The sequence below is a fragment of the Simplicispira metamorpha genome, assembly GCF_004341365.1.
In the GTDB taxonomy this organism is placed as follows: Bacteria; Pseudomonadota; Gammaproteobacteria; order Burkholderiales; family Burkholderiaceae_C; genus Simplicispira; species Simplicispira metamorpha.
In genome coordinates this window covers 1-13,013 of record NZ_SLXH01000009.1, presented here as the reverse complement: position 1 = coordinate 13,013, position 13,013 = coordinate 1, and the positions used below count along the sequence as shown (strand labels likewise).

At 53.4% G+C, this 13,013-nt stretch carries 7 protein-coding genes, 2 tRNA genes and 3 rRNA genes; all 12 read right to left on the bottom strand.

Translation table 11 applies throughout. The annotated features are described in order from the left end of the window. Positions 1–168 precede the first annotated feature (168 nt). On the bottom strand, positions 169–1,584 hold the full coding sequence (gene glnA / locus EV674_RS06335) for a type I glutamate--ammonia ligase (protein WP_119012824.1): 1,416 nt from the start codon (positions 1,582–1,584) through the stop codon (positions 169–171). Positions 1,585–1,751: 167 nt separating this feature from the next. After that, the gene (locus tag EV674_RS06330) at positions 1,752–2,573 is read right to left on the bottom strand and encodes a competence/damage-inducible protein A (RefSeq protein ID WP_119012825.1); all 822 of its coding nucleotides are present in this window, start codon (positions 2,571–2,573) and stop codon (positions 1,752–1,754) included. Beyond that, positions 2,570–3,487, bottom strand: coding sequence for an EI24 domain-containing protein (locus tag EV674_RS06325; RefSeq protein ID WP_241524904.1), 918 nt, complete (start codon positions 3,485–3,487; stop codon positions 2,570–2,572). The genes EV674_RS06330 and EV674_RS06325 overlap by 4 nt, the downstream gene beginning before the upstream one ends. Positions 3,488–3,515: 28 nt before the next feature. Then, positions 3,516–4,484: a sterol desaturase family protein gene (locus EV674_RS06320; protein WP_119012827.1), complete on the bottom strand. Its 969-nt coding sequence runs from the start codon at positions 4,482–4,484 to the stop codon at positions 3,516–3,518. 23 nt (positions 4,485–4,507) lie between these two features. Continuing rightward, a complete protein-coding gene (locus EV674_RS06315) occupies positions 4,508–5,317 on the bottom strand; it encodes a polysaccharide deacetylase family protein (RefSeq protein ID WP_119012828.1) in 810 nt (269 codons plus the stop codon). A 13-nt stretch (positions 5,318–5,330) separates the two neighbouring features. Further along, complete coding sequence (locus tag EV674_RS06310) at positions 5,331–6,293, bottom strand: YncE family protein (RefSeq protein ID WP_119012842.1); 963 nt, start codon at positions 6,291–6,293, stop codon at positions 5,331–5,333. A gap of 90 nt (positions 6,294–6,383) precedes the next feature. Then, positions 6,384–7,133 (bottom strand): 16S rRNA pseudouridine(516) synthase, encoded by a 750-nt coding sequence (locus EV674_RS06305; protein WP_119012829.1) that lies wholly within the window; start codon positions 7,131–7,133, stop codon positions 6,384–6,386. Positions 7,134–7,265: 132 nt separating this feature from the next. Further along, a 5S ribosomal RNA gene (gene rrf, locus EV674_RS06300) occupies positions 7,266–7,378 on the bottom strand. A gap of 119 nt (positions 7,379–7,497) precedes the next feature. Next, positions 7,498–10,377 (bottom strand): 23S ribosomal RNA (locus tag EV674_RS06295). 348 nt (positions 10,378–10,725) lie between these two features. Beyond that, a tRNA-Ala gene (locus EV674_RS06290) sits at positions 10,726–10,801 on the bottom strand. 40 nt (positions 10,802–10,841) lie between these two features. Further along, positions 10,842–10,918: transfer RNA gene (locus EV674_RS06285), tRNA-Ile, on the bottom strand. Between the two features lie 112 nt (positions 10,919–11,030). Next, positions 11,031–12,563 (bottom strand): 16S ribosomal RNA (locus EV674_RS06280). Together the 16S, 23S and 5S rRNA genes with 2 tRNA genes alongside form the textbook arrangement of a ribosomal RNA operon. Between the last annotated feature and the right edge of the window lie 450 nt (positions 12,564–13,013).

The window sequence follows — 13,013 nt, the reverse complement described above, 5'->3', positions numbered from 1 at the left end:
ACACCATGCAGCACCAATTTTTGGACGGCACCTTACCGCCGAAATGCTGCATGGGACACCACCACACACCGCAGGTTCCCAGCGCATGCCGACACCTCGGGTCTGCATGAAAAAAGGCGGTGCAAGCACCGCCTTGAACACTGTGCAGGGCCCTGCCGGGCCCACGCATCAGATGGAGTAATACATGTCGTATTCAACCGGGTGAACGGCCATGCGGAAACGCGTCACTTCAGACATCTTCAGCTCAATGTAGGCGTCGATCATGTTGTCGGAGAACACACCACCCTTGGTCAGGAACGCGCGGTCCTTGTCCAGTGCTTCGAGGGCTTGGTCCAGGCTGTGGCACACGGTGGGCACCAGCTTGTCTTCCTCGGGCGGCAGGTGGTAGAGGTCTTTGGTGGCGGCTTCGCCGGGGTGGATCTTGTTTTCCACGCCATCCAGACCCGCCATCAGCAAGGCAGCAAAGCCCAGGTAGGGGTTCATCAGTGGATCGGGGAAGCGCGCTTCGACGCGGCGGCCCTTGGGGTTGGACACGTAGGGGATACGGATCGAGGCCGAGCGGTTCTTGGCCGAGTAGGCCAGCTTCACCGGGGCTTCGAAGTGCGGCACGAGGCGCTTGTAGCTGTTGGTTCCAGGGTTGGTGATGGCGTTCAGGGCACGCGCATGCTTGATGATGCCGCCGATGTAGTACAGGGCGTAATCCGACAAGCCGGCATAGCCGTCACCGGCGAACAGGTTTTTGCCGTCCTTCCAGACCGACTGGTGCACGTGCATGCCCGAGCCGTTGTCGCCTGCGTAGGGCTTGGGCATGAAGGTGGCGGTCTTGCCGTAGGCATTGGCCACGTTGTGGATCACGTACTTTTGCAACATGGTCCAGTCGGCACGCTCCACCAGGGTGCTGAAACGTGTGCCGATTTCATTCTGACCAGCGCCGGCCACTTCGTGGTGGAACACTTCGACCGGGATGCCCAGGGATTCGAGGATCAGGGCCATCTCGGCACGCATGTCGTGCGTGCTGTCCACTGGGGGCACCGGAAAGTAGCCGCCTTTGGTGGTGGGACGGTGACCGCGGTTGCCGCCTTCGAGTTTGCTGCCCGTATTCCAGGGGGCTTCGTACTCTTCGATTTCATAGCTCACGTGGCCGGGTTCATTGGTCCAGCGCACGCCGTCGAAGATGAAGAATTCGGGCTCAGGGCCGAAGAAAGCCGTATCGCCCAGGCCGGATGCCTTGAGGTAAGCCTCGGCACGCTTGGCGATGGAACGTGGGTCGCGGTCATAGGCCTTGCCGTCGCTGGGCTCAATCACGTCGCAGGTCAAGACCAGCGTAGGCTCTTCAAAGAAGGGATCGATGTTGGCAGAGTTCGGGTCGGGGATGAGCTGCATGTCCGACGCTTCGATGCCCTTCCAGCCAGCGATCGACGAACCGTCAAACGCATGGCCCGACGAGAATTTGTCTTCATCGAAATGCGACACCGGCACCGTGGTGTGGTGCTGTTTGCCAAGGGTATCGGTAAAACGGAAGTCCACGAACTTGATTTCGTTTTCCTTCACCATCTTCATCACGTCTGCAACGGTCTGGGCCATCAGGTTCTCCTGGAAAAAACGCTTGTTGAAAAAGAAGTATGCCGGGTGAAAAGCAGATTACATGCCAACCCTGCGGACACTGCACAGCGAGAGATGCACCATAAGTTCACGCCTAACGCTGCGGATAGATGCACCACAAAGGTGCAACAAAAGAGAAAAATGACACGTCAAAGATTGCGCACTAATTCGGGGCCTACTTTTGCACCAATAGAGTGCAATCCTGCACGCAAGTCAACCCATGCGGCAGGAACCACCGCCGCAGGGCCTTTGACACCCAATTCAATATGGCGTCCGTGCACAGGGTGATCGACGCTGGGTAAGCTGAAAACCCGCACAGGTGCGTGCTCACGTTCAATCCGCTCCATCAACGGCGTGAGTGTGGCTTCCATACCACCCAGTACCAGCACGGAGTGCTCTATCTGCGGCGCACGGTGGAACAAGTGCGGGTACTGCTGATCCAGCACCCATTCGATCATCGGCCATGCCATGACGGGAAAGCCGGGCACAAAATGCACGGCACCGCCACTACCAGCGCTGCAACTGAAGCCCGGTATCTTGTTGTAAGGATTGGGAATGATGTGTGCCCCCACTGGAAAAACACCCATATTCAACCGATGCACGTTGTCGGCACGCTCAGGTTCGTAGGGCGTTCCTTGCTCGCGCGCCATATCCTGCATGCGCTCACGAATCAACACTTCAGCCTGGGGATGCAATTGCAGCTGCACGCCCAACGCCCGTGCAGCGCACTGGCGGGTATGGTCATCCGGTGTGGCACCGATCCCACCCGTCGAGAAAATGATGTCCCCCGACGCGAAGGCACGCTGCAACGTGGCAGTAATGCGCTCAGGGTCATCGCCCACATAGTCGGCGTAAGACAGCGCCAGACCGCGTGCAGCTAAAAGCTCAATGAACTTGGGCAAGTGCTTGTCAACGCGTTTGCCAGAGAGGATTTCATCGCCAACGATGATGAGTCCAAATTTTTGCGTCATGGCGCGGCTTTTTCAGGTGGAGGTAAATTGGTAACAGAGGGTGTATTGTGGTCGGTAAGTACGCTATCTGGCGTGCGCTCAGAGGGATCAATCACGACGCGGGTGTCGGTTTCCGCACGCAGCAAAGCCAGTGCAGAAAGGCAGAAGTGTGCAAACCACAAAGAAGAAAACGCAAACACCAGGGTGTAAATCCAGATAGCCAACGGAATCAGGATAAAGAACGCCGCCGCAAAAACCACACCGGAAGCCCACACAATGGCTGGCGCAGCACCCAAATAACCACAAAAAATCCCAATCAGAAGCAAACTCCAGCGATGGCGCAAAAACAGCGCTTTGCGCTCGGCAGAGCTGGCGTGCTCTGCCAATGCATCAAAAGCCATTACGCGGTAGGTAAGCCATCCCCAAATAAGCGGCGGGAGCACCAGAACCAACGGCGGAATCAACCACAAAGGAACCGACACCACCAAGGCGAGCAATGCCAGTGCAGTTGAACCCAGCGACCACCCCAAGCTCCACAACAAAGAGCCGCCTTTTTTGCGCTCCAGAGTGGCAAAGCGGCGCTGGGCCACCAAAGCAACCAGGGCAGGCGTCATCAACACAGCCACCACCAGCAATGCCACCAGCACGATCAGAGGGGTGATGAAAGCGACCACTATCAGCGGTGCAACGAAAGATGTGGCATCCGCAATGCCAAAGCGCTGTAGCCAATTCCAAAAGCTACTCATCAGACCGGGCGCCTGTAGCAATGCCTGCGCATATTGCACTGCGGCATCCCAGTAAAAATAACCCAGCCCCAAAGCCAAAATGGCCATCAACAGCAAGGGCAGCAGCGACAGCATGATTACGCGTGGATGCACACAATACGCCATCGCACGCCAAAATGAATCCAGCAAAAGGGCCATGGGTTCAAGCATACCTTTTGTCAACGAATGCAGGGGGGTGCTACGCCCGCCCGGCCAACCGCAATAAGCCGCGCCACTGCTGCGCCCAAAAACCCTGGCCGTAATCACGCACTCGGCCATCAGGGCCCGGCTCTATCTGGTCGTACACCCCCGTAGGGTCAAAACGCCGCTCAAAATTGGCGGTACCAAACAGCATGTCCCACCATGGCAAGAGCACGCCAAAATTGCTGCTCCCTACGGTTTTCGGAGTCAAGGCATGGCCCGCATACAACGCATGGTGCAGTCGATGGAACCGGGGGCTGATCCACAAGCGCTCACCCACAGGGCCGAACCACAGCCGCAAGTTGGCATGCTGGAAACTCTCACTCAACTGCGTCAGGGCCACGATGGCAACAAACTGCCCAGGTGCCACACCAATCAACTGCGCTACCAGCACAATGATGCTGTCACGCAAAATATCGTCCAGCAGATGGTTACGGTTGTCGCTCCATACCGTCAACTGGCGCTGAGAATGGTGCAACGCATGCAGACGCCACCACCATTCGAAGCGATGCTGACCACGGTGAATCCAATAATCCAGCAGATCAAAAACCGCCAGGTACAACAGCAGACTGACCCAAGGAATATCAGTAATACCCGGCCAGATGCTGTCGAGCTGGAAAGTCGTGATGCCGCCGACGCTGAGCGCGCCAAAAAACGTGTCCCACAATGGATCCAACGCCAAAAACAGCCCCACACGGAATATCCCCAGCCGGTGCAGCAGCGTGTAAATGATGTCAGTGCGTACCGCGCCGCGGTCTGTAATCGCTTCCACAGGCCGCCAACGCTGTAGCGGTACCAGCAAGCCAACGATGACAACCAATTGCAGCAGCCCGACCAGCAGCCACCCCGTGGCACGGTAGCCATCCTCCAGAAAATTGGCCATGCCACCGGCAAACAGCAGCGGCTGCACCACGGCTTCAAAAAGCCATTGCTGCGCTGCATCAAACCCTGTTGCCAACCAATCCATCGCGTCGTCCTTGCCCCAAGAATTCAGGATTTTCCTGCCTGCCACCCAGCATACCGGGGGTGCTCGCGCAACGTGCGAAAGCAAAACCCACGCTCTTTCAGCCCCACGATAAGCGGCTCCAGAACCGCCGGTGCCCACGGGTCTTTGCGCGACCAAATGCCCAGGTGGGCAAGCAAAATATCGCCGCTGCGAATGTTTTTGAAGGCTTCTTGCAGCAATGCCTGGTTGCTGAACTGCTCACTGGGTAGCTCATCGCCCAAAAATCCGGCAGGTGACCATCCCACATGGGCATAACCGCACGCTTGCGCCGCAGCAAGCAACCGTGCTGACGTTTTGCCGCCGGGCGCACGAAACAGCGGCAAAGGCACCTGCCCCGTCAATGCCTGCAAACGGCGCGCAGATTGCGTAATCTCATCACAGTACTGCGCCGCGCTGAGAATGAACTCCTGGCCCGCCCGGGGCCCAGCCGAAGGGCGCACGCGGAATGCAGGTGCCGTTGGTGTGCCTGCATCAGCACGCCAATAGGTATGGTTCCAGGTGTGCGAAGCAAAGGCATGGCCTTCTGCTGCACGATCACGCCACCAAGCAGACCAATAACTGCCCAAGCTGCCGTCGCCTTGCTGAGTTGGCTCATTGGCAGCAAAAAAAGTCACAACGACCTGCTGACGGGCCAGCACCTGGGCCACCAAATGCGCGATACCCATATGCCCGGTATCCAGCGTGAGATACACCGGTTTTTCACAACTAAATTGGGCTCTAACGCCCGCTGGATAAGCGCCAACAGCTATCAATACAGAAGCATAAAAAAGCCGCCATCTGGCACCTGAAATCATGTGGAGCACCGCTCTAACGGGGCGCGTGGTTAAGCGTCCAAACACCATGGGGCGACTTTCCAACTTTCACTTGGCGTACCACTTGGCGCGTGTGTGTATCGATCACGGTCAATTTCCGTGCCCAGCGTGAACTCAGGTAAATCCAACGCCCATCCGCAGAGACGTCCATGCAATCGGGGCCACCGGGGGCTGGGTATTGCGCTGTCACTTCCAGGGCTTTCATGTCAATCTTGCTGATGGTATTGGCCACGCGGTTGCTGACATAAAGATGCCGCCCATCACCAGCGGCTCGAAACGCATGGGCACCCTCACCCGTCTTGATAATTTGGAGACTGCGTGGCACTTGGGCAGAAATATCAAAAACTTCCACACCATCACTGCCCGTCAGCCCGACAAAAAGTCGACGCCCATCCCCATTGCCATACACATCCGCTGGAGTCGCCCCTGTGCGAATGCGCCACAAAATGGTTTGGCTTGCGATGTCCATAGCTACCAACTCGTTGCTATCCTGCATCGTGGCATAAACACGGCGGCTGGCGCTATCGATCCATAAATGGCTGGGTGTGCGACCCGTGGCAACCCGCCGCACCAACGTCAGCTCCTTGCCATCCCAGCGATAAAAATCCACATGGTCCAGCCGGTTGCCTGCGGTGATCAGCCACTTCATATCCGGTGTGAAGCGCAAATGATAAGGATCAATAATGCCACGCACCGTGCGCTGAATCTGCGCTGTGCGCGGATCCACAAAAGTCAGCGAGTCCCCCAAAGCGTTGGCAATAATGAGGGATTTTTCATCGGGTGTGAGGTAGAGGTGATGTGGCTCTTTCCCTGTAGGAATACGCGATGTTTCCACCCAACTCGACGGATCAATCACACTGACGTTGGCATCCAGTGAATTGAGCACAAACACAGGCGGCTGCGCAGCAAAGGCGACCCCACCAAAAACCACGCTCCCCACAACCGCAATGCGGAGCATGCCGTGCATCAGAAATTTCACAAACAGCTTTCAAAACATGCAACGAGTTTAGCCGTGGGCTTGCATGAAATGCCTAAAGCGTTCTATTTTTCAGGCTACGGCCTGTAATTTTTGTAGATCTTCTGTAGTCAACCAACGCCACTGACCAGGGGCGAGATCAGCAGGAAGCTCTAACGCACCAATCCGGGATCGGTGCAATGCTTCAACACGGTTACCGACTGCTGCAAGCATTCGCTTGACTTGATGGTACTTACCTTCAGTCAGTGTCAAATCCAAGCGATATTCATCCGTCAAAACGCAAGCTGCTGCACGTACAGGCTTTGGATCATCGTCAAGCACTACACCGGCCAAAAGTTGCTCTACCTGCACAGATGTCACAGGGTGCTTGGCAGTGACTTGATAAACCTTGGGAACATGTTTTTTAGGAGAACTCATTCGATGGATGAATTGACCATCATCACTGAGCAACAAAAGACCCGTAGTATCTTGATCCAATCGCCCCACTGCTTGTACACCTTGGATCGCACTTTTGGTTGGTCGGTTTCTTAAAGGAGAAGGCAGCAAAGTGTAAATACTGGGATATGTTGATGGCTTTTGGGAACATTCTGTTCCCGCAGGTTTATGAAGCACGACATAAGCCTGAGAAAAGCATTCCCAATCTATCCCCTGAACACGAAATTTGAAACCCTCAAGAGAGAAATCAGCCGTTGAATTGGTACAAACCACAGGAAAATTATTCCCATCGACATCGTAAATCTCGACCCAACCTTGTTGTACCAATCCAGCACAAACACGACGGGTACCGAATCCCTGAGAATAAAGAATATCTTGTAGTTGCATATACGGCTCCACGAAGAAGAGACAAGCTTCAGACTTTGTCTTTCTAGTTTTTTATATATTTTCTACCCCCCCAAAACCGAACCCCCCCGTGACCTGTTTGTGAGGTTACGGGGGGGTTTGGAGGCTATTGGTGCCTGACGATGACCTACTTTCACACGGGAACCCGCACTATCATCGGCGCGAAGTCGTTTCACTGTCCTGTTCGGGATGGGAAGGAGTGGTACCGACTTGCTATGGTCATCAGGCGTAACTTGTTGCTGGGCAGTTTTTTGGACTGCCTAGCGAATTCATAGAGTATGGAATCAGATTGTTTTTGATTGCGCTATTGGCATAACAGACCTTGATCATTGGAGATCAAAGTTATAGGGTCAAGCCGCACGAGCAATTAGTACTGGTTAGCTGAACGCATTACTGCGCTTACACACCCAGCCTATCAACGTCCTGGTCTAGAACGACTCTTCAGGGGGGTCAAGCCCCCGGCAGATCTCATCTTGAAACGAGTTTCCCGCTTAGATGCTTTCAGCGGTTATCTCTTCCACACTTAGCTACCCTGCGATGCCACTGGCGTGACAACAGGTACACCAGAGGTGTGTCCACTCCGGTCCTCTCGTACTAGGAGCAGGCTTCCTCAAATCTGCAGCGCCCACGGAAGATAGGGACCAAACTGTCTCACGACGTTTTAAACCCAGCTCACGTACCTCTTTAAATGGCGAACAGCCATACCCTTGGGACCGGCTACAGCCCCAGGATGAGATGAGCCGACATCGAGGTGCCAAACACCGCCGTCGATATGAACTCTTGGGCGGTATCAGCCTGTTATCCCCAGAGTACCTTTTATCCGTTGAGCGATGGCCCTTCCATACAGAACCACCGGATCACTATGTCCTGCTTTCGCATCTGCTCGACTTGTCAGTCTCGCAGTTAAGCACGCTTATGCCATTGCACTATCGTCACGATGTCCGACCGTAACTAGCGTACCTTCGAACTCCTCCGTTACGCTTTGGGAGGAGACCGCCCCAGTCAAACTGCCTACCATGCACTGTTCCCGATCCCGATAAGGGACCTGGGTTAGAACCTCAAACGCACCAGGGTGGTATTTCAACGTTGGCTCCATGTGATCTAGCGACCACACTTCAAAGCCTCCCACCTATCCTACACAGATCCGTTCAAAGTCCAATACAAAGCTACAGTAAAGGTTCATGGGGTCTTTCCGTCTTTCCGCGGGGAGATTGCATCATCACAAACATTTCAACTTCGCTGAGTCTCAGGAGGAGACAGTGTGGCCATCGTTACGCCATTCGTGCAGGTCGGAACTTACCCGACAAGGAATTTCGCTACCTTAGGACCGTTATAGTTACGGCCGCCGTTTACTGGGACTTCAATCAAGAGCTTGCACCCCATCATTTAATCTTCCAGCACCGGGCAGGCGTCACACCCTATACGTCCACTTTCGTGTTTGCAGAGTGCTGTGTTTTTATTAAACAGTCGCAGCCACCGATTTTTTGCAACCCCTTTTGGCTTGCCTTGTACAGGTTCACCTAATTGGGGCATACCTTCTCCCGAAGTTACGGTATCAATTTGCCGAGTTCCTTCTCCTGAGTTCTCTCAAGCGCCTTAGAATACTCATCTCGCGCACCAGTGTCGGTTTGCGGTACGGTCGTCAATAGCTGAAGCTTAGTGGCTTTTCCTGGAAGCAGGGTATCACTCACTTCGTCTGCAAGCAGACTCGTTATCACCCCTCATCTAAGCCCGGCGGATTTGCCTACCGAGCACGACTACAGGCTTGAACCAACATATCCAACAGTTGGCTGAGCTAACCTTCTCCGTCCCCACATCGCACTATTGATCGGTACAGGAATATTGACCTGTTTCCCATCAGCTACGCATCTCTGCCTCGCCTTAGGGGCCGACTCACTCTACGCCGATGAACGTTGCGTAGAAAACCTTGCGCTTACGGCGAGGGGGCTTTTCACCCCCTTTAACGCTACTCATGTCAGCATTCGCACTTCTGATACCTCCAGCATCCGTTACCAGACACCTTCACAGGCCTACAGAACGCTCTCCTACCACGTGCAATAAATTGCACATCCGCAGCTTCGGTAACTGGCTTAGCCCCGTTACATCTTCCGCGCAGGACGACTCGATCAGTGAGCTATTACGCTTTCTTTAAATGATGGCTGCTTCTAAGCCAACATCCTGACTGTTTTAGCCTTCCCACTTCGTTTCCCACTTAGCCAATTTTAGGGACCTTAGCTGGCGGTCTGGGTTGTTTCCCTCTTGAGTCCGGACGTTAGCACCCGGTGCTCTGTCTCCCAAGCTGTACTCGTCGGTATTCGGAGTTTGCATAGGTTTGGTAAGTCGCCATGACCCCCTAGCCTAAACAGTGCTCTACCCCCGACGGTAATACTTGAGGCACTACCTAAATAGTTTTCGGAGAGAACCAGCTATTTCCAAGTTTGTTTAGCCTTTCGCCCCTATCCACAGCTCATCCCCTAGTTTTGCAACACTAGTGGGTTCGGACCTCCAGTACCTGTTACGGCACCTTCATCCTGGCCATGGATAGATCACTTGGTTTCGGGTCTACACCCAGCGACTATGTTCGCCCTATTCGGACTCGATTTCTCTACGGCTTCCCTATTCGGTTAACCTTGCCACTGAATGTAAGTCGCTGACCCATTATACAAAAGGTACGCAGTCACCCCTTTCGAGGCTCCTACTTTTTGTAAGCATGCGGTTTCAGGATCTATTTCACTCCCCTCCCGGGGTTCTTTTCGCCTTTCCCTCACGGTACTGGTTCACTATCGGTCGATGATGAGTATTTAGCCTTGGAGGATGGTCCCCCCATATTCAGACAAGGTTTCTCGTGCCCCGCCCTACTTTTCTGCAGCCTAGTACCACACGTCGGTTTTCGCATACAGGGCTATCACCTGCTATGGCTGGGCTTTCCATCCCATTTTGCTAACCGTCGTGCTATCACTGCAAGGCTTCTCCGATTTCGCTCGCCACTACTTTCGGAATCTCGGTTGATGTCTTTTCCTCGAGCTACTGAGATGTTTCAGTTCACCCGGTTCGCTTCGTACACCTATGTATTCAGTGTGCGATACCCCTAAGGGTGGGTTTCCCCATTCAGAAATCTCCGGATCAAAGCTTATTTGCCAGCTCCCCGAAGCTTATCGCAGGCTATCACGTCTTTCGTCGCCTATCATCGCCAAGGCATCCACCACATGCTCTTAGTCACTTGACCCTATAACTTTGACGTCTCTTGCGAAACATCTCCATTTTCTTTCAAGGACTTGCAAGGTCTTTCACCTTGCGCGTTATGCCGTAATCAACTAAACCCTTTCGGGCCTTCATCGTATTACTTTTGAATTTCCAAGCTAAGCTTGAATATTCGTTTTGACGCAATCAAAAATTTCATGTTGCTGATGGCACGGTCTGCAGGTTTTATCCTTGCAGTTTCCATCAGCAACTCTGATTCGACTCTATGAATTTTTAAAGAACAGCCGATTGATCGAACAATATCGATCAACAACAAAGTAGCCTTTTTCAAAGCCACTTTGGTGTTGAATCACGTATAAACCAAATACTTGGTTGGTGGAGGATGACGGGATCGAACCGACGACCCCCTGCTTGCAAAGCAGGTGCTCTCCCAGCTGAGCTAATCCCCCAGGAATCGCATTGTCGTGTCGAAATTTGACCTGTAACACTTGGTGGGTCTGGTTGGTCTCGAACCAACGACCCCTGCGTTATCAACACAGTGCTCTAACCAACTGAGCTACAGACCCAAGCGGGTCTCTGCAAATAACAACAAGAATTTTTAATCTTGCAGTTGCTTTACAGCGACTTCTTCCAACAACCGATAAGTGTGGGCGTTCAAACTAGATTGCAGTTTTCCAGAAAGGAGGTGATCCAGCCGCACCTTCCGATACGGCTACCTTGTTACGACTTCACCCCAGTCACGAACCCTGCCGTGGTAATCGCCCTCCTTGCGGTTAGGCTAACTACTTCTGGCAGAACCCGCTCCCATGGTGTGACGGGCGGTGTGTACAAGACCCGGGAACGTATTCACCGTGACATTCTGATCCACGATTACTAGCGATTCCGACTTCACGCAGTCGAGTTGCAGACTGCGATCCGGACTACGACTGGCTTTATGGGATTAGCTCCCCCTCGCGGGTTGGCAACCCTTTGTACCAGCCATTGTATGACGTGTGTAGCCCCACCTATAAGGGCCATGAGGACTTGACGTCATCCCCACCTTCCTCCGGTTTGTCACCGGCAGTCCCATTAGAGTGCTCAACTAAATGTAGCAACTAATGGCAAGGGTTGCGCTCGTTGCGGGACTTAACCCAACATCTCACGACACGAGCTGACGACAGCCATGCAGCACCTGTGTTACGGCTCTCTTTCGAGCACAATCGCGTCTCTGCGATCTTCCGTACATGTCAAAGGTGGGTAAGGTTTTTCGCGTTGCATCGAATTAAACCACATCATCCACCGCTTGTGCGGGTCCCCGTCAATTCCTTTGAGTTTTAACCTTGCGGCCGTACTCCCCAGGCGGTCAACTTCACGCGTTAGCTTCGTTACTGAGAAAGTGAATTCCCAACAACCAGTTGACATAGTTTAGGGCGTGGACTACCAGGGTATCTAATCCTGTTTGCTCCCCACGCTTTCGTGCATGAGCGTCAGTGCAGGCCCAGGGGATTGCCTTCGCCATCGGTGTTCCTCCGCATATCTACGCATTTCACTGCTACACGCGGAATTCCATCCCCCTCTGCCGCACTCCAGCGATGCAGTCACTAATGCAGTTCCCAGGTTGAGCCCGGGGATTTCACATCTGTCTTACATCACCGCCTGCGCACGCTTTACGCCCAGTAATTCCGATTAACGCTTGCACCCTACGTATTACCGCGGCTGCTGGCACGTAGTTAGCCGGTGCTTATTCTTACGGTACCGTCATGAACCCCAGGTATTAACCAGAGTCTTTTCGTTCCGTACAAAAGCAGTTTACAACCCGAAGGCCTTCATCCTGCACGCGGCATTGCTGGATCAGGCTTTCGCCCATTGTCCAAAATTCCCCACTGCTGCCTCCCGTAGGAGTCTGGGCCGTGTCTCAGTCCCAGTGTGGCTGGTCGTCCTCTCAGACCAGCTACAGATCGTCGGCTTGGTAAGCTTTTATCCCACCAACTACCTAATCTGCCATCGGCCGCTCCGTCCGCGCGAGGTCTTGCGATCCCCCGCTTTCATCCGTAGATCGTATGCGGTATTAGCACAGCTTTCGCTGCGTTATCCCCCACGATCGGGCACGTTCCGATGTATTACTCACCCGTTCGCCACTCGTCAGCATCCGAAGACCTGTTACCGTTCGACTTGCATGTGTAAGGCATGCCGCCAGCGTTCAATCTGAGCCAGGATCAAACTCTACAGTTCGATCTTGTTAAATTTATACTCTTCCGAGTTAACTCATAAAGAAATCGAAGTGAACTTCACTTCTCCATGAGCGTTTGTAGTGCAAGCACTAGTTCCAAAGAACTTGGCAATCCACGTCCAAACGCCCACGCTTATCGGCTGTATATTTTTAAAGTACCAACAGAACAGATTTAACTCTTATTCCACTAAGGTCGCTGCGATCAGCGAAGCCTTGAATTATAACAGGTCTTTTTATTTCCTGTCAACACTGAGGGTTATTTAAACTTCTCAGCATTCTCACCAAACAGAACACTGCAAGCAGCAATCTTATCTAGCGAAGCCTTGTATTCTACACCGCTTTTCAGCAACTAAACACAAAACCCAGAAAACTTTTTCAACCACCTTCGCCACCCAAACAACACCGGAAAAACCAAAGCACCGGGTAGCGAAGCCCTCTACTGTAACACAGAA

Coding starts and splice junctions, on each gene's coding strand:
- EV674_RS06330 (WP_119012825.1), bottom strand. CDS start 2,573: ATGACGCAAAAATTTGGACTCATCATCGTTGGCGATGAAATCCTCTCT.
- EV674_RS06310 (WP_119012842.1), bottom strand. CDS start 6,293: ATGCTCCGCATTGCGGTTGTGGGGAGCGTGGTTTTTGGTGGGGTCGCC.
- EV674_RS06325 (WP_241524904.1), bottom strand. CDS start 3,487: ATGCTTGAACCCATGGCCCTTTTGCTGGATTCATTTTGGCGTGCGATG.
- EV674_RS06315 (WP_119012828.1), bottom strand. CDS start 5,317: ATGATTTCAGGTGCCAGATGGCGGCTTTTTTATGCTTCTGTATTGATA.
- EV674_RS06305 (WP_119012829.1), bottom strand. CDS start 7,133: ATGCAACTACAAGATATTCTTTATTCTCAGGGATTCGGTACCCGTCGT.
- EV674_RS06320 (WP_119012827.1), bottom strand. CDS start 4,484: ATGGATTGGTTGGCAACAGGGTTTGATGCAGCGCAGCAATGGCTTTTT.
- glnA (WP_119012824.1), bottom strand. CDS start 1,584: ATGGCCCAGACCGTTGCAGACGTGATGAAGATGGTGAAGGAAAACGAA.